The organism is Paenirhodobacter populi, from assembly GCF_004022215.1.
GTDB lineage: Bacteria > Pseudomonadota > Alphaproteobacteria > Rhodobacterales > Rhodobacteraceae > Rhodobacter > Rhodobacter populi.
In genome coordinates this window covers 244,180-261,036 of the sequence record NZ_SAUZ01000003.1, presented here as the reverse complement: position 1 = coordinate 261,036, position 16,857 = coordinate 244,180, and the positions used below count along the sequence as shown (strand labels likewise).

Annotated in this window: 18 protein-coding genes; 12 read left to right on the top strand and 6 right to left on the bottom strand. The window is 66.3% G+C overall.

Annotated elements, in window-relative coordinates:
- Positions 1 to 86 precede the first annotated feature (86 nt).
- From D2T30_RS04330 to D2T30_RS04320, 3 genes are all read left to right on the top strand, one after another.
- Entirely contained in the window at positions 87 to 266 is a 180-nt protein-coding gene (locus tag D2T30_RS04330; RefSeq protein WP_128183799.1) for a hypothetical protein, read from the top strand.
- A 114-nt stretch (positions 267 to 380) separates the two neighbouring features.
- Positions 381 to 1,244 carry an urea carboxylase-associated family protein gene (locus D2T30_RS04325; protein WP_128207798.1) on the top strand — a complete coding sequence of 288 codons (864 nt, stop codon included), beginning with the start codon at positions 381 to 383 and terminating at the stop codon, positions 1,242 to 1,244.
- 182 nt (positions 1,245 to 1,426) lie between these two features.
- Complete coding sequence (locus tag D2T30_RS04320) at positions 1,427 to 2,962, top strand: OpgD/OpgG family glucan biosynthesis protein (RefSeq protein WP_206612852.1); 1,536 nt, start codon at positions 1,427 to 1,429, stop codon at positions 2,960 to 2,962.
- On the opposite strand, the gene D2T30_RS04315 is transcribed toward D2T30_RS04320, so the two are convergent.
- Positions 2,934 to 3,326 carry an ArsR/SmtB family transcription factor gene (locus D2T30_RS04315; RefSeq protein WP_128207794.1) on the bottom strand — a complete coding sequence of 131 codons (393 nt, stop codon included), beginning with the start codon at positions 3,324 to 3,326 and terminating at the stop codon, positions 2,934 to 2,936. The genes D2T30_RS04320 and D2T30_RS04315 overlap by 29 nt on opposite strands.
- Before the next feature lie 212 nt (positions 3,327 to 3,538).
- On the opposite strand from D2T30_RS04315, the gene D2T30_RS04310 reads away from it, so the two are divergent.
- The 5 genes from D2T30_RS04310 (at position 3,539) to D2T30_RS04290 (ending at position 6,128) form a co-directional block, all read left to right on the top strand.
- Positions 3,539 to 3,880, top strand: coding sequence for an AtpZ/AtpI family protein (locus D2T30_RS04310; RefSeq protein WP_128183807.1), 342 nt, complete (start codon positions 3,539 to 3,541; stop codon positions 3,878 to 3,880).
- Positions 3,881 to 3,882: 2 nt separating this feature from the next.
- Positions 3,883 to 4,659: a F0F1 ATP synthase subunit A gene (locus D2T30_RS04305; protein ID WP_277749138.1), complete on the top strand. Its 777-nt coding sequence runs from the start codon at positions 3,883 to 3,885 to the stop codon at positions 4,657 to 4,659.
- Between the two features lie 57 nt (positions 4,660 to 4,716).
- Entirely contained in the window at positions 4,717 to 4,956 is a 240-nt protein-coding gene (locus tag D2T30_RS04300; RefSeq protein WP_128183809.1) for a F0F1 ATP synthase subunit C, read from the top strand.
- A 76-nt stretch (positions 4,957 to 5,032) separates the two neighbouring features.
- The gene (locus D2T30_RS04295) at positions 5,033 to 5,569 is read left to right on the top strand and encodes a F0F1 ATP synthase subunit B' (RefSeq protein ID WP_128207792.1); all 537 of its coding nucleotides are present in this window, start codon (positions 5,033 to 5,035) and stop codon (positions 5,567 to 5,569) included.
- Positions 5,570 to 5,573: 4 nt separating this feature from the next.
- Positions 5,574 to 6,128, top strand: a complete 555-nt coding sequence (locus tag D2T30_RS04290) for a F0F1 ATP synthase subunit B (protein ID WP_128183813.1) — start codon at positions 5,574 to 5,576, stop codon at positions 6,126 to 6,128.
- A 271-nt stretch (positions 6,129 to 6,399) separates the two neighbouring features.
- Here the strand turns inward: D2T30_RS04290 and ettA are convergent, their stop codons facing one another.
- From ettA to D2T30_RS04270, 4 genes are all read right to left on the bottom strand, one after another.
- The gene (gene ettA / locus D2T30_RS04285; RefSeq protein WP_128207790.1) at positions 6,400 to 8,055 is read right to left on the bottom strand and encodes an energy-dependent translational throttle protein EttA; all 1,656 of its coding nucleotides are present in this window, start codon (positions 8,053 to 8,055) and stop codon (positions 6,400 to 6,402) included.
- Positions 8,056 to 8,128: 73 nt separating this feature from the next.
- A complete protein-coding gene (gene rimO / locus D2T30_RS04280; RefSeq protein ID WP_128207788.1) occupies positions 8,129 to 9,523 on the bottom strand; it encodes a 30S ribosomal protein S12 methylthiotransferase RimO in 1,395 nt (464 codons plus the stop codon).
- Positions 9,524 to 9,637: 114 nt separating this feature from the next.
- A complete protein-coding gene (locus D2T30_RS04275) occupies positions 9,638 to 10,255 on the bottom strand; it encodes a GcrA family cell cycle regulator (RefSeq protein ID WP_128207786.1) in 618 nt (205 codons plus the stop codon).
- A gap of 156 nt (positions 10,256 to 10,411) precedes the next feature.
- Positions 10,412 to 12,601: a primosomal protein N' gene (locus D2T30_RS04270; RefSeq protein ID WP_128207784.1), complete on the bottom strand. Its 2,190-nt coding sequence runs from the start codon at positions 12,599 to 12,601 to the stop codon at positions 10,412 to 10,414.
- Between the two features lie 212 nt (positions 12,602 to 12,813).
- Between D2T30_RS04270 and fsa the strand changes: the two genes are divergently transcribed.
- From fsa to D2T30_RS04250, 4 genes are all read left to right on the top strand, one after another.
- Positions 12,814 to 13,467, top strand: a complete 654-nt coding sequence (gene fsa / locus D2T30_RS04265; protein ID WP_128183823.1) for a fructose-6-phosphate aldolase — start codon at positions 12,814 to 12,816, stop codon at positions 13,465 to 13,467.
- Between the two features lie 138 nt (positions 13,468 to 13,605).
- Positions 13,606 to 14,313, top strand: a complete 708-nt coding sequence (locus tag D2T30_RS04260; protein WP_128207782.1) for a DUF484 family protein — start codon at positions 13,606 to 13,608, stop codon at positions 14,311 to 14,313.
- Positions 14,314 to 14,315: 2 nt separating this feature from the next.
- Positions 14,316 to 15,257, top strand: coding sequence for a tyrosine recombinase XerC (locus D2T30_RS04255; protein WP_128207780.1), 942 nt, complete (start codon positions 14,316 to 14,318; stop codon positions 15,255 to 15,257).
- A 59-nt stretch (positions 15,258 to 15,316) separates the two neighbouring features.
- Entirely contained in the window at positions 15,317 to 16,009 is a 693-nt protein-coding gene (locus tag D2T30_RS04250) for a CDP-alcohol phosphatidyltransferase family protein (RefSeq protein WP_206612673.1), read from the top strand.
- Here the strand turns inward: D2T30_RS04250 and D2T30_RS04245 are convergent.
- Positions 16,006 to 16,845: a DMT family transporter gene (locus tag D2T30_RS04245; RefSeq protein WP_128183831.1), complete on the bottom strand. Its 840-nt coding sequence runs from the start codon at positions 16,843 to 16,845 to the stop codon at positions 16,006 to 16,008. The genes D2T30_RS04250 and D2T30_RS04245 overlap by 4 nt on opposite strands.
- Between the last annotated feature and the right edge of the window lie 12 nt (positions 16,846 to 16,857).

Sequence of the window (16,857 nt, the reverse complement as noted above, 5' to 3'; positions counted from 1 at the left end):
GCACCTGCGGCATGGATGCTATCCTTACGTCAGGCCCTTGCGGACTGACCACCGGAAGGGGCCGATAGCCCGGGAAGGAGTGTCCCATGTCCAAGGTTGTCAATTTCACCCAGAGCGACGATCGCCTGAAGGCTGTCGAAGCGCGGAAGGTTCTGGAACAGGCCTATGCCTATTACGGAGCCGAAGAAGAGGTTTCCGCATCCGCCGCCATCGAGGCCGTCGAGGCCCCGATCGAGCAGATGTATGCCTACTACCCGGCTGCGTAAGCGGCCCACCGCCTTTCGGCACCTGAAGCATGGCCCCGGACGGAACCGTCGCGGGGCTTTTGCTTTGTCTTTTTTGGCGACGTAACATCATATGTCGCCGAAGGAGAAGACCCGATGAAACCTGCCGTTCCCGAACATGCCGCGCCTCCGGATGCGCGGACGCGCCGGGCCATTCCCCCCGTCATCTGTTATCCCCCCGAAACGTTGCCTTCCGTCGATCTGCCCGCCCTGCGCGCCGCGCGCGAAGGCTGGGACCGGATCGGCGAGGTGATGGTGCCGCCCCGCGACGCGCGCTGTTTTGAGGTGCCCGCGGGCCATTTCTTCCGCATCACCTCGGTCGAGGGGGCGCAGGTCGGCGATCTGAACCTGTGGAACGCCGCCGATCTGAAGGAGCGGTTCTATTCCGGCAAGACCCGCGCGCTGCATGGCACGCACCTCTCGACGGGGGACCGGATGTGGTCGACCTTCCCGGCCCTGCGGCCGATGGCGACGATCACCGAAGACACGCTCGACTGGTATGGGTTCGACGCCTTCGGCTGTTCGGTCCATGACGTGATCGGCACGCGCTGCGATCCCTATACGCATCACCTGCTCAGCCACGGCGGCCAGTATCATCACTGCTGCCATTCCAACCTGACCCGCGCGCTCGCGCTGGCGAAAGGGATCGGCGCGGATGAGGCGGAACGCCATGTGCATGACGTGCTGAACGTCTTCATGTGCACCGGCTTCAGCCGCGATACCGGGCAATATATCACCAAGCCCACCCCGGTCCGGCCGGGCGACTATCTGGAGTTCTTCGCCGAGATCGACCTGTTCGGCGCGCTGTCCGCCTGCCCCTGGGGGGATTGCTCGGTCGAGATGACCTCGCCCGAGGTGTCCTGCCATCCGCTTCTGGTCGAGATTTTCCGCCCCGTGGCTTTGCCCGCGGGATGGCAGCCCGCCCGCGTGAACGGCTATGACCGCAGCCACGGCCTGTGACCGGATTGCCATCGGCGGCGGGATTCTGACAATCCCGTCATCGCACCGCGGCAAGCCCGTTCCAAACCGCCGAAATCACGCATAATGAGAATCGCAGCCGGGGCGGTCCCGGCAATGGAGAGATCCGCATGTTGAGCAGAAGAGCCCTTCTGCAGGGCGCAACCGCCCTGGCCGGGACGTCGATGTTCCTTCCCCGTCGAGTGCAGGCCGAACCCGTCCCCTTCAGTTTCGAGGCGCTGACGGCGCGGGCGGAGGCGCTGGCCGGTCAGGCCTATGTGCCGCCCTATCAGCCGATGCCCGATGTCGTGCAGCAGATCGACTATGCCCAGCACGGCAAGCTGAAATTCCGCCCCGAAAAGGCGCTGTTCGCCGGTCAGCCGGGGGCGGGCCTGCCGGCGGGCTATCCGCTCGAATTCTTCCATCTGGGGCAGTATTTCACCAAGCGCGTGCAGATGTACACGGTGGTGGACGGGCAGGCGACCGAGGTGCCCTACAGCACCGATTTCTTTGAAATGCCCGAGGACAGCCCGGCCCGGCAATTGCCGCCCGACGCGGGATTCGCGGGCTTCCGCCTGCAGGAATGGAACACCGAGGCGGACTGGCCGCGGCAGGACTGGGTGGCGTTCCTTGGCGCCTCCTATTTCCGCGCGATCGGCGCGGCGGGGCAATATGGCCTCTCGGCGCGGGGGATCGTGCTGGATGCCGCAGTGCCGGACCGGACCGAGGAATTCCCCGATTTCACCGAATTCTACATCGAGGAAATGTCCGATCCGAACGCCCCCGTCACCGTCTGCGCGCTGCTGGACGGGCCGAGCGTTTCGGGCGCCTACCGTTTCCGCATGACCCGCGGGCTTGATCGTTCGCGCGGCGTGCAGATGGAGATCGAGGCGAAGCTCTGGCTGCGCAAGGATGTGGAACGGCTGGGGCTGACGCCGCTGACCTCGATGTTCTGGTTCGGCGAATACGGCCGGCAGCGGCTGACCGACTGGCGCCCCGAGGTGCATGATTCCGACGGTCTGGCGATGTGGACCGGCGCGGGCGAGCGGATCTGGCGGCCGCTGAACAATCCGGTCTCGACGCAGATCTCGGCCTTCGTCGATGAAAACCCGCGCGGCTTCGGGCTGTTGCAGCGCGACCGGAACTTCGACCATTTCCTCGACGGGGTGATGTACGACCGCCGCCCGTGCCTGTGGGTCGAGCCGATCGTGCCCTTCGGCCGCGGCACGGTGCAGTTGCTCGAAATCCCGACGGACGACGAGATCCACGACAATATCGGCGCCTTCTGGGTGCCCGAGGAACCGGCCCGCGCCGGCAGCAGCTACACGCTGAACTACCGGCTCTACTGGCAGAACACCGAGCCCTTCGTGGCCGAGAACATCGCGCAGACGGTGGCCTCGCGCATCGGGCGGGGCGGCACGCCGGGGTTGCAGCGTCCGGAGAACGTCTATCACTTCGGCGTCGAGTTCGACCGCCCGGCGGTGATGCAGCGGATCCCCTACGGCGTCTTTCCCGAGGTGGTGGTGACCACGACCACAGGCACGATCAGCCGGGTCTTCTCCGAGCCGGTGCCGAACGGCAATGTCTGGCGGGCGAATTTCGACATCGAGATGCAGCCCGACGAAAGCGCCGATCTGCGTATGTATATGGCGCTCGACGGGGTGCCGCTGACGGAAACCTGGATCTATCAGTTCACGCCGCGTCTGGCGATGGATCTGTGACCTCGGGCCCCGCTTCGGCGGGGCCTTCCGTTTCCCGCAGCTCCGCTTCGAGAAACCGCTCGAACGCATCGAGGTCGAGCGGATCGAGCTGCCCGAAGCTCTGGATCCACGTCACCGCCGCGCCCATCGCATAGGGGTCGAGCTTGCACCATTTCACCCGGCCGCGCTTTTCCTGCGTGATCAGCCCCGCATCGGCCAGCACGCCGAGGTGTTTGGAAATGGCGGCGAGCGACATCTGGAACGGTTCGGCCACGTCGGTCACGGCCATGTCGTCTTCCAGCAGCATGGTCAGGATCGCCCGCCGCGTCGGGTCCGAAAGGGCGGAAAAGATCGCATCGAGGGCGGAGGGCGCGGCCGTGGTCATGCGCGAGTGTTGCCCGCACCCGGCGGAAACGTCAACCTTGCGGTTGAATATGCGATTTCGCCCAAATCGCGGCGCTGCGGCGTCCCGTCGCGGGAATGATTTCGGAAATATCGTGATTTCAAAGGGTTGCCGGTGTGATTTGCACCGCTAACGGAATTGACTCACGGCGGTGTGACGACTATCAGGGTGCAGAACTGTCGCGGGGTGACCTCATGCCCGAACGTCCCACGGAAAGGCCCGATCCGGAGCGTCTCAAGGCGCTTGAGGAACGGCTTGCCCGGACGAAAGGCGCAGCAGGAACCGCCCCCGCGGCGGACGACAGGTTCCGGCAGGCCGATATGGCCTGGCGGATGGTCATCGAGATGGTTGCGGGGCTGGGGATCGGCTTCGGCATCGGATACGGGCTCGACGCGCTTTTCGGCACGCTGCCCTGGCTGATGCTGGTGTTCACGCTCCTTGGGCTCGTGGCGGGGATCCGCGTGATGATGCGGACCGCCGCCGAGATGAACAGGGCGCGAGCGGCTGCGGAAGCGGCCGGCAAAGAGGGAAAATAGACGTGGCAGAAACTGGCGCAGAACATGGCGAAGGTCTCTCCTTCCACCCGATGGATCAGTTCATCGTCAAGCCGCTGTTCGGCGATGGCCCCGTCCACTGGTACACGATCACCAACGTGACGCTGTGGATGGCGCTCGGCGTGGTCGCGGTCATCCTGCTGATGGTCACGGGGGCGGCGCGCCGCTCGATCGTGCCGGGCCGCGCCCAGTCCATCGCCGAGCTGACCTACGGCTTCATCCACAAGATGGTCGAGGATATCTGCGGCAAGGAGGGGCTGAAATATTTCCCCTACATCCTGACCGTCTTCCTGTTCATCCTCTTCGCGAACTTCCTCGGCCTGCTGCCGATGGCCTTCACGCCCACCTCGCATATCGCGGTGACCGGGTTGCTGGCGCTGGTCGTCTTCGTCTCCGTGACGGTGATCGGTTTCGTCAAGAACGGGACGCATTTCCTCGAACTGTTCTGGGTCAAGTCGGCGCCGCTGGCGCTGCGGCCGATCCTTGCGGTGATCGAGGTGATTTCCTACTTCGTCCGCCCGGTCAGCCATTCCATCCGTCTTGCCGGCAACATGATGGCCGGTCACGCGGTGATCAAGGTCTTCGCCGCCTTCGCGCCGCTGATCCTGATGTCGGGGATCGGGGTTCTGGTCACGCCGCTGTCGATCGTCGCGATCGTCGCGATGTACGGGCTCGAAGTCCTCGTCGCCTTCATCCAGGCCTATGTCTTTACCATCCTGACCTGCGTCTATCTGAAGGACGCGCTGCATCCGGCGCACTGATCCGGACGCAAGGCCAGAAAAACAACACACCTATCTTCCAACCGTAAGGAGATCACTATGGAAATCGTCGCTGCCGCCGTTCTGGGCAAATACATCGGTGCCGGTCTGGCTTGTATCGGCATGGCCGGTGCGGCTATCGGCGTGGGCAACGTTGCGGGCAACTTCCTCGCCGGCGCGCTGCGCAACCCCTCGGCGGCTGCCGGCCAGACCGCGACGCTGTTCATCGGCATCGCCTTCGCCGAAGCGCTCGGGATCTTCTCGTTCCTGGTCGCGCTGCTGCTGATGTTCGCGGTCTGATCCCTGACACATATCCTTGCGGTCGGGTGGGCCCTTTGCGGACCCACCCGGTTTACTGAGGGCTCTGGGGGATAACATGGATAACGAAGAACTCGCCGCGGAAGTCGCCAAGGAATCGGTTCCGGCGGGTATGCCGCAGCTCGACTTTTCTAGCTTCCCGAACCAGATCTTCTGGCTTGTGGTCGCGCTGGTCGTGACCTATCTGGTGCTGTCGCGCCTCGCTCTGCCGCGCATCTCCGCGATCCTTGCCGAACGTCAGGGCTCCATCGCGGGCGACATCGCGGCCGCGGAAGAATACAAGCTGAAGGCGAAGGAAGCCGAGGCCGCCTATGAAAAGGCGCTGGCCGAGGCACGCAATCAGGCGCAGAAGATCGTGGGCGAGGCCCGGGCCGAGATCAAGAAGGATCTGGACGCCGCCATCGCCACCGCCGACGAAAAGATCGCCGCGCGTGCCGCGGAATCCGAGGCCCGGATCGGCGAGATCCGTGCGGGGGCGCTTGCCTCGGTGCGGAGCGTCGCGCAGGATGCGGCCGCGGAAATCGTCGCCGCGCTTGGCGGCAAGGCGGATGCCGATACGGTCGCCGCTGCTGTCGCTGCACGGGTAAAGGGGTGAGATGATGAAAAGGCTTTCTCTTCTGCTCATTCCGGTCGCCGGGCCGGCTTTCGCGGCGGATGGTCCGTTCCTGTCGCTGCGCAACACCGATTTCGTGGTGCTGATCGCGTTCATCCTGTTCGTGGCGCTGATCCTGAAGGTGAAGGCGCCTTCGCGGATCATGGGGCTTCTGGACAAGCGCGCGGCCGGGATCAAGTCCGACCTCGAAGAGGCGCGGGCGCTGCGCGAAGAGGCGCAGTCGATCCTTGCCAGCTATGAACGCAAGGCGCGCGAAGTGCAGGCTCAGGCCGACGCCATCGTCGCGGCGGCCAAGCGGGATGCGCAGATGGTCGCGGATCAGGCCAAGGCCGATCTGGAAGTTTCGATCACCCGCCGCCTGAAAGCGGCCGAGGATCAGATCGCCTCCGCCGAGGCGAGCGCGATCCGCGAGGTCAAGGATCAGGCCGTTTCGGTGGCTGTGGCCGCCGCGGGCGAAATCCTGGCGAAACAGATGAGTGCGGCCGACAAGTCGAGTGCAATCGACGCGGCCATCGCCGAGGTCAAGACCCGGCTGCACTAAGCTAAGTTCATGGACAGTGAACGAAAAAACCCGGCCGCGAGGCCGGGTTTTTCATGTTTGAGGTCAATATCCCCGATGTCATGTCGCGGGGATGCGATGGGGCATGACCGGAACTGTGGTCCCGGGTGGATAGGGGGGCAGGGGGGCCAGCCCCCTCTTTGCCTTACGGCAAATTCACCCCCGGGATATTTTTGGAAAGATGAAAGGCAGATAGCCGGGCCGGTGGATCTGCCCCTGAGCGGAAGGCCCGGCTTGTGCCGGGCCGCCGTGATCAGCGGGAGAACTTCTTGTATTTGACCCGCTTCGGTTCCAGCGCGTCAGGGCCGAGGCGGCGGAGCTTGTCGGCCTCATAATCCTCGAAGTTGCCCTCGAAATATTCGACATGGGCATCGCCCTCGAAGGCGAGGATATGCGTGCAGAGGCGGTCGAGGAAGAAGCGGTCGTGCGAGATGATGACCGCGCAGCCGGCGAAATCCTCGATCGCCGCTTCCAGCGCCTGCAGCGTTTCCACGTCGAGGTCGTTCGTCGGTTCGTCGAGCAGCAGCACGTTGCCGCCGGATTTCAGGAGTTTCGCCATATGCACGCGGTTGCGTTCACCGCCCGAAAGCAGGCCGACCTTCTTCTGCTGGTCGGAGCCCTTGAAGTTGAACGCCCCGCAATAGGCGCGCGAGTTCACCTGCGCGTCACCAAGCTCGATGAGTTCGGCGCCGCCGGAGATTTCCTCCCACACCGTCTTGCCGTCGGCCAGCGCGTCGCGCGACTGGTCGACATAGGACAGCTTCACCGTATCGCCCAAGGTGACCGATCCGGTATCGGGCTCTTCCTGCCCGGTGATCATCCGGAACAGCGTCGATTTGCCGGCGCCGTTCGGGCCGATGACACCGACGATGGCCCCCGGCGGGATCGAGAAGGACAGGTTTTCGATCAGCGTGCGGTCGCCGAAATGCTTCGACAGACCCTCGACCTCGATCACCTTGCCGCCAAGGCGCGGCCCGTTCGGGATGATGATCTGCGCGGTGCCGACCCGTTCCTTTTCGGACTGGTCCGCCATCTTTTCATAGGCCGCGATACGGGCCTTGGACTTCGCCTGACGGGCCTTGGCACCGGCGCGGATCCAGTCGAGTTCCTTGGCCAGCACCTTCTGTTTGGCCTTGTCCTCGCGGGCTTCCTGTTCCAGCCGCTTGGCCTTCTGTTCGAGCCAAGCGGAATAGTTGCCTTCGTAGGGAATGCCGCGGCCGCGTTCCAGTTCGAGGATCCAGCTGGTGATGTCGTCGAGGAAATAGCGGTCGTGCGTGACGATCAGGATGGTGCCCTTGTAGTCGATCAGGTGCTTTTGCAGCCAGGCGATCGTTTCGGCATCGAGGTGGTTGGTCGGTTCGTCCAGAAGCAGCATGTCCGGCGCTTCGAGCAGCAGCTTGCACAGCGCGACCCGGCGGCGTTCACCGCCCGAAAGCGTGGTCACGTCGGCCTCGTCGGGCGGGCAGCGCAGCGCCTCCATGGCGATGTCGACCTGATTGTCCAGATCCCACAGGTTTTCCGAATCGATCTCGTCCTGGAGGCGCGCCATTTCGTCGGCGGTCTCGTCCGAGTAGTTCATCGCCAGCTCGTTGTAGCGGTCGAGCTTGGCCTGTTTCTCCGCGACGCCGCACATGACATTGCCGCGCACGTTCAGTTGCGGATCCAGTTCGGGTTCCTGCGAAAGATAGCCGACCTTGGCATCCTTCGCGGCCCATGCCTCGCCCTGGAAGTCCTTGTCGATCCCCGCCATGATGCGCAGCAGCGTCGATTTACCCGCGCCGTTGACCCCCACCACACCGATCTTCACGCCGGGCAGGAAGTTCAGGCGGATGTTTTCAAAGCATTTCTTGCCGCCGGGATAGGTCTTCGACACCCCATCCATGTGATAGACATACTGATACGAGGCCATTCGGGCACCTTTCTCGGAATTTCCGGGTTTCCCGCTAGATAGGGGAAACCCGGGCGCGAGGGAAGGGGCGCGATCAGACGATCCGGCCCCAGAGATCGTATTCCGACGCTTCCTCGACCTCGACGGTCACCATGTCGCCGGGGGCGAGTGTGTCGAAATCCGCGTCGATGAACAGGTTGCCGTCGATTTCCGGCGCATCGGCGCGGGTGCGGCAGGTGGCGCCCTCATCGTCCACTTCGTCGACGATCACCTGTTGCAGGGTGCCGACCTTGGCCGCCAGTTTCGCGGCCGAAATCTCCTGCGCCTTGGCCATGAAGCGGTCCCAGCGGTCCTGCTTCACCTCGTCGGGCAGATGGTCGGGCAGGTCGTTCGAGCGCGCGCCCGCGACGTTTTCATACTGGAAGCAGCCGACGCGGTCGAGCTGCGCCTCGTCCATCCAGTCGAGCAGATACTGGAACTCGGCCTCCGTCTCGCCGGGGTAGCCGACGATGAAGGTGGAGCGCAGCACGATATCGGGGCAGGTGGCGCGCCATGCGGCGATCTCGTCCAGCGTCCGGGCCGAGGCGGCGGGCCGCGCCATCCGTTTCAGCGTGTCCGGGTGGGCGTGCTGGAACGGGATGTCGAGGTAGGGCAGCACCAGCCCCTCCGCCATCAGCGGCACGAGGTCGCGCACATGCGGATAGGGATAGACGTAATGCAGCCGCACCCAGGCGCCGGTCCCCTGCGCCAGCCGCCCCATCTCGCGCGCGAGATCGGTGATATGGGCGCGAACCTCGCCACCTTTCCACGGGCTCAGGTCATGCTTGCGGTCCACCCCATAGGCCGAGGTATCCTGCGAGATGACCAACAGTTCCCGCACCCCGGCGTCGAGCAGCTTTTCCGCCTCGCGCAGCACCGCATGGGCGGGCCGGCTGGCCAGACGGCCGCGCATGTCGGGGATGATGCAGAACTTGCAGTGGTGGTTGCAGCCTTCCGAGATCTTCAGATAGCTGAAATGGCGCGGCGTCAGCCGCACCCCCGTCGCGGGCAGCAGGTCGATGAACGGATCCGGCGCCGGCGGCACGGTGCCGTGGACGGCGTCCAGCACCTGTTCGTATTGCTGCGGCCCGGTGACGGCCAGCACCTTCGGATGGGCGCCGGTGATGAAATCGGGCTCCGCCCCCAGACAGCCGGTGACGATCACCTTGCCGTTTTCGCGCAAAGCCTCGCCGATCGCCTCGAGGCTCTCGGCCTTGGCGGAATCAAGGAAACCGCAGGTGTTGACGATCACCGCCTCCGCGCCCTTGTAATCGGGCGAGATCGCGTAGCCCTCGGCCCGCAGCCGGGTCAGGATGCGTTCGCTGTCGACCAGCGCCTTGGGACAGCCAAGGCTGACCATCCCGATGGTCGGCTGGCCGGGGCGGGGCGCCGCATCGAAACGCGGGAACGGCGCGAGATCGGGCCGCAGGTTGGGCGGGTTCTGGCTCATCGGGCGGGCTTCCGGGGCTGGCTCTCGATACACGAAGGCGGATCCTGCGACCCGCCTTCGTTTTTCCATAAATATCCCGGGGGAGCCCGGAACGGGCGGGGGGCAGCGCCCGCCTCAGCGACGCCGGTCGCGGCGCGCGCTCATCGGCTGGAACGCGACCGAGACATGCGCCTCGCAATAGGGTTTGCCGGGCTGGCTCGGCAGACCGCAGAAGTAGAAATTCTCCGTCGCCGGATCGCCGATCGGCCATTTGCAGGTCCGTTCGGTCAGTTCCATCAGCGAAATCTTGCGCGACCGCTTTTCCACCTCGCGCACCGAGGCAAGCGTCTCCGGGCTGATCTCGTTCAGCGAGGGTTGCGGCGGCAGCGGCTGGCCGGCGGGCACGATCTGCTTGCGCATCGACGGCACGACGGCGGGCGTGGGCTCGACGCGCGGCTCGGGCGCGGGGGCGGCCGGTTGCGGCGCCGGGCGCGCCGCGGCCACGGGTTCCGGGCGCGGCGCCGGGGCGGGCTCGGGCGCGCGGGGCGCCTCGGCCACGGGTTCGGGCTTCGGCGCGGGCTCCGCGGCGGTCACGGGCGCGCCTTCGACACGGTTCGACAGGCCAAGGCGATGCACCTTGCCGATCACCGCGTTGCGGGTCACTCCGCCCAGTTCCTTGGCGATCTGGCTTGCGGATTGGCCCTCCTGCCACATCTTCTTCAGAAGCTCGACGCGTTCATCGGTCCAGGACATCGGCAGCCTTTCGTCATAGGGATCCGGAGCATCATCATCGTCGCGCGGGTGGGGCGCGCGGCTCCGTGGGGTTCTTTCCCATTTTAATGGGGACATGCCGAGATACAAGCACCGCCCCCGGATTTCAAGGGACCTTTCGGCGGGCGCGGCCCGGCATCACAGGAAACTTTGCGGATCGATGTCGATCGCCAGCCGCACCGCGTTCGGCAATCTGACCCCGTGCAGCCAGTCGCGGATCGCCGGTTGCAGCGGGGCCGTCCGGTCGGCGCGGATCAGCATCCTGACCCGGTGGCGCCCGCGCACCCGCGCGATCGGCGCCGGCGCCGGGCCGAAAAGCTGCGCGCCGACCCGCCGCAGGGGCGCGTCGCGGCGGGCGAGTTCGTTGCCCAGCTCGAACAGCGGCTGCACCTCGGGGCCGGACAGGATGATCCCCGCCATCCGGCCATAGGGCGGCATGCCCTGCGCCTGCCGGGCGGCGGCCTCGGCGCGCCAGAAGGCTTCCTCGTCGCCGCCGAGGATCGCGCGGATCACCGGATGCTCGGGCTGGAAGGTCTGCAACAGCGCCAGCCCCGGCCGTTCGGCCCGGCCCGCGCGCCCGGCGACCTGCCGCATCAGCTGGAATGTCTTTTCCGCCGCGCGCAGATCCGATCCCTGCAATCCCAGATCGGCGTCGATCACGCCGACCAGCGTCAGGCGCGGGAAATTGTGCCCCTTCGCCACGATCTGCGTGCCGATGATGATGTCGGCCCCGCCATTCGCGATCCCGGCGATCGCCTCCTTCAGCGCGCGGGCCGAGCCGAACAGGTCCGACGACAGCACCGCCACCCGCGCGGTGGGGAAGCGTTCCGCCACCTCCTCCGCCAGCCGCTCGACACCGGGGCCGACGGGGGCGAGCTTGCCCTCCACCCCGCAGGCGGGGCAGATGGTCGGAATGGGCTTCGTCTCGCCGCATTGGTGGCACACAAGGCGCTTGAGGAACCGATGCTCCACCATCCGCGCATCGCAATGGTCGCAGCCGATCTGATGGCCGCAGGCGCGGCACACCGTCACCGGCGCATAGCCGCGGCGGTTGAGGAACAGCATCGCCTGTTCCCCGGCGTTCAGCCGCCCGACCACCTCGCGCACCAGCGTGGGCGAAATCCAGTGCGCGGATTCGATATGTTCCTCGCGCATGTCGATCGCGCGCATCTCGGGCAGTTCCGCGACGCCGAACCGGGAATGCAGGTCGAGCCGCGCATATTTGCCGCTTTCCGCATTCACCCATGTCTCAAGGCTTGGCGTCGCCGAGGCCAGCACCACCTGCGCCCCGCAGATCGAGGCGCGCAGCACCGCCATGTCCCGCGCGTTGTACAGCACGCCCTCTTCCTGCTTGTAGGAACCGTCGTGTTCCTCGTCCACGATGACCAGCCCCAGATCGCGGAACGGCAGGAACAGGGCCGAGCGCGCGCCGACGACCATCTGCGCACCGTTCTCCGCCACCATCTTCCACAGCCGCCGCCGCTCGCCCTGCGTCACGCCGGAATGCCATTCGCCGGGCCGCGCGCCGAAGCGCGCCTCGACCCGCGCCAGAAATTCGGTCGTCAGCGCGATTTCCGGCAGCAGGACCAAAGCCTGCCGCCCCTGGCGCAGACATTCCGCCACGGCCTCAAGGTAAACCTCGGTCTTGCCGGATCCCGTCACGCCCTTCAGCAGCGTCACCCCGAACCGCCCGGCCGCGCCGCGCAGCGCCGCCGCCGCCGCCGCCTGATCGCCCGACAGCACCTTGCCCGGCAGGGTCGGGTCGAGCGTCGGATAGGGCAGGTCGCGCGGTTCCTCGATCTCGCTCACCGCGCCCTGCGCCACCAGCCCCTTGACCACATTCGGCGTGACCTCGGCCAGTTGCGCGAGCTCCCCCAGATAGAAGCCGCCGCCCGGATGATCGGCCAGAACCGCCAGAACCTTCTGCCGCGCCTCGGTCATCCGGTCGGGCGTGCCGGTGCCGGCGCGATAGACCTTGCGCGCGCCCGGTGCCTCGAACAGCCCCGGCGTGCGGGTGGCCAGCCGCAGCATCGCGGACATCGGCGTCATCGTGTAGTTGCCCATCCGGATCAGGAACTGCTGCAACTCCTGCCGCATCGGCGGCACGTCCAGCACCCGCGCCACCCGGCGCAGCTTCGCCGCGTCGAACCGCCCGTCGCCCGCGCCCCAGACCACGCCCGGCACCCGCCGCGGCCCCAAAGGCACCTCGACAAAGGCGCCCGGGAAACAGCCGCCCTCGGGCGCCAGATAATCCAGCGGCCGCCCGATCGGCTCGGCCGTCAGCACGGCCAGCCGCGCCCCTTCGGGAAAGAAACCGGGCTCAGCCATCCGCGCGCCCCGCGTCCTGCCGTCGTTTTTCCATGAATATCCCGGCATGAGGCGGATCAGGCAGCCTTCCAGTGGAAGGATGCCCCGCCGAATGCGGAACGGGCGGGGGCAGCGCCCCCTGCGCCCGCTGCCGCCGGGAAACCCCATTCGTCCCTAGGAATGCCCCGCGGTTTGCGCTATCACCCGCACAGCAGCCTTGCAGGAGGACAGACATGAAATTCTTCGTCGATACCGCCGATATCGCCGCGATCCGGGAACTGAACGATCTCGGCATGGTCGATGGCGTGACCACCAACCCCTCGCTGATCCTCAAATCGGGACGCGACATTCTCGAAGTGACCAAGGAAATCTGCGAGGTCGTTTCCGGCCCCGTCTCGGCCGAGGTCGTCGCGACCGAGGCCAAGGACATGATCGCAGAAGGTCTGAAGCTCGCCAAGATCGCCCCCAATATCGCGATCAAGGTGCCGCTGACCTGGGCCGGGCTGACCGCCTGCAAGGCTTTCGCATCCGAAGGCCATATGGTCAATGTCACGCTGTGCTTCAGCGCCGCGCAGGCGATCCTTGCCGCCAAGGCGGGGGCGAGCTTCATTTCCCCCTTCGTCGGGCGTCTTGACGACATCAACGCCGACGGGCTGGAGCTGATCGACGACATCCGCACGATCTACGACAATTACGACTACAAGACGGAAATCCTCGCCGCCTCGATCCGCAACGTCAACCACATCACCGAATGCGCCAAGATCGGCGCCGACGTGATCACCGCGCCGCCCGCGGTCATCAAGTCGATGGCGAGCCACGTTCTGACGGACAAGGGGCTCGACCAGTTTCTCAAGGACTGGGCGAAGACCGGGCAGAAGATCCTCTGAGCCCATCCTGCACGACATGCCGGCCCGCCGCGGCGGACCGGCCCCGATTTTATCGCGCATTTGAAATACCCCTGCAAAACCGCGACGATCTGTGCCAACCTGCCGAAAATCCCGCAAAGGGCGAATATGGGGCAGAGCATGAACGACCTGGCACTGGCGCAGACGCTGCGCGAAAAGATCATCGCCGATCCGGAAGTCATTCTGGGCGATCACGACCTGATGCGGGCGCTGATCGCGGCGAACCAGCAGGCGATGGGAGCGAATGTCATCGACCTGCGCGGCGTGGCGATGGAGCGGCTGGAACGGCGGCTCGACCGGCTGGAAGATACCCACCGCACGGTGATCGCCGCGGCCTATGAAAACCTCTCCGGCACCAACCAGATCCACCGCGCCGTGCTGAAGCTGCTCGAACCGCTGGATTTCCACGGCTTCATGGCCATCGTCTCGGGCGATGTCGCCGATATCCTGCGGGTGGATAAGGTGCGGCTGGTGCTGGAAACCACGCGGCCCGGCGATGAGGCGGCGCTGACGGGGCTGGGCGATGCCTTGTGCCTTGCCGCGCCCGGCTTCGTGCAGGACTACATGCACGGCGGGCAGGGGCGCCCGTCGCGGCAGGTGGTGCTGCGCCGCGCCGGGGATCAGGCGCCCTCGGTCTATGGCGAGGCCGTCCCGGTGGGGTCCGAGGCGCTGATGCGCCTCGACCTCGGCGAGGGGCGCCTGCCCGGCATGCTGGCGATGGGGGCCGAGGATCCGGGCCTGTTCAAGCCCTCGCAGGGGACCGACCTGCTGACCTTCTTCGCCGATGTGTTCGAGCGCGCGATGCGCCGCTGGCTGGTGCAGGCCTGACCATGACACAGGACGCGGGCGGCACCATCGGCTTTTCCCCCGCGGCGGCGGAGGCGCTGGCCGGCTGGCTCGCGCATCTGCGCGGGCTCGACGGCGCGGCGGATCACACGCTGACCGCCTATCGGGCGGATGTGGCGGGGTTCCTTGGCTTCCTGCACCAATATCACGGCGAAAGCCTTGGCCTCGCCCGGCTGGCGCAGATCACGCAGGCCGACATGCGGGCATGGATGGCGCATGAACGGGGGCGGGGGCTGTCGGCGCGGTCGCTGGCACGGGCCCTGTCCTCGGTCAAGAACTTCATCGGCTGGCTGGCCGAGCGCGAGGGCTTCGACCCCACCCATGTCTTTTCCGCCCGCGCGCCCCGGTTCCAGCGCCGCCTCCCTCGCCCGCTGAGCGAAGAGGCCGCCCGCGCCGTCATCGATCAGGTGGATCTTCAGCAGGCCGAGCCCTGGGTTGCCGCCCGCGATCAGGCGGTGGTGACGCTGCTCTATGGCTGCGGGCTGCGGATTTCCGAGGCGCTGGCGCTCCGCGGTGCCGATCATCCGCTGCCCGAGGTGCTGCGGATCCGCGGCAAGGGCGACAAGGAACGGATCGTGCCGGTCCTGCCCGCCGCCCGCGCGGCGGTGGCGGAATATGTGCGGCTCTGCCCTCTGGCCCTGACGGCCGAGGGGCCGCTGTTTCGCGGCGTGCGGGGCGGCGCGCTGAACCCCGGCATGGTGGAACGCGCGATGCAGCGGGCGCGCAGCGCGCTTGGCCTGCCGGCGACGGCAACGCCCCATGCGCTGCGCCACAGCTTTGCGACTCACCTTCTGGCGGCGGGGGGCGATCTGCGCGCGATACAGGAACTGCTGGGCCATGCGAGCCTTGCGACGACGCAGATCTATACCGCCGTCGATTCCGCGCGGCTGATGCAGGTCTACCGGTCGGCGCATCCGCGCGCCTGAATGCCGCAAGGCGCGCGCCGCGCCTTGCGCCCGCTGGGGCTTTGGGGCAGGAAGGGCAGATGGACACACGTTACAAAGCGCTTTCCGTTCATCTGTTGACCGCAACCGGTGCTGTTTTGTCGATGCTCGCGTTGCTGGCGGCGGTGGAACAGAAATGGTCGCTGATGTTTCTGTGGCTGGTCGTGGCGCTGGTCGTCGACGGGGTCGACGGGCCGCTGGCGCGGAAATTCGACACCAAGCACAACTGGCCGACCTATGACGGCGTGCTGATGGACCTGATCGTCGATTACCTGACCTATGTGTTCATCCCGGCCTATGCGCTGTTCAAGTCGGGCCTGCTGCCGGGCTGGACTGGATGGCTGGCGATCATCGCCATCACCTATGCCAGCGTCATCTATTTCGCCGACACGAGGATGAAGACCAAGGACAATTCCTTTTCCGGCTTTCCGGCCTGCTGGAACATGGTCGTGCTGGTGATGTTCGCGCTGCAACCGGGCTACTGGATCATCCTTGGCGTTGTGCTGGCGCTGGCGGTGGCGATGTTCTTCCCGCTGAAATTCATCCACCCCACGCGCACGATCCGCTGGCGCTGGCTGTCGTTGCCGGTGGCCGCCGCCTGGACGGTCTTTGCCGCACTGGCCGCCTGGCTGAACTTTCAGGAAGGCACCATCGCCCATTGGGGGCTGGTGGTCACCTCGATCTATCTGATGCTGGTGGGGATCGTGCAGCAGATCGTGCCCGAACGCGGCTAGATCCGCGTCATCACCACGCCCGCCACGATCAGCCCCGCCGCCAGCGCCTTGGCCCGCGTCATCCGTTCGCCAAAGGCGAGCCAGCCGATCAGTACCGCGAACAGGATCGAGGTTTCGCGCAGCACCGCGACAAGCGCGATCGGCGCCCGCGTCATTGCCCAGATCGACACCGCATAGGCGATGTAGGAGATCGTCGCCGCCAGCCCCGCGGTCAGCCACGCCCGCGCGCTTTGCCCGCGGATCAAGCCGGGGCCGCGCAAAGCCACCATCCCACCGGCAAAGCCCGCGCCGCTGAACAGCAGCAGCCAGCCGACATAGGCCACCACATCGCCCGACACCCGCCCGCCGATTCCGTCGATCAGCGTATAACTGGCCGTCGCGATGGCCGATCCGGCGGCGAAGGGCAGCATCTTGCGGCTTTCCCCGTCGGTGAAAACCCCCCGCGCCATGAACAGGATGCCGCAGCCCAGCACCGCGATGCCCAGATAACCCGTCGCCGCGATGTGATCGAGCGCAAAGACCGCCGTCACCAGCGCCACCAGCATCGGCGCCGTGCCCCGCGCCAGCGGGTAGACCCGGCTCAGATCGCCCTCCTCATAGGCGCGGGCGAGGAAGAACTTGTAGGCCACCTGCGCGACGGTGGTGGCGGCAAGCCATTTCCACGCCCCGGGCGCGGGCAGGGGGCGGCTCGCCACGATGGCAAGGCCGATGACGATCTCGGTGCAGGACAGCATCGTCATCGCCTGTATCTTCGATCCGCCAAGCCGCAGCAGCGCATTCCACGACGCATGCAGGAAGGCCGCGGCGAGCACTGCAAGAAAGACGGTCAGGGACATTTTCGGGATCTC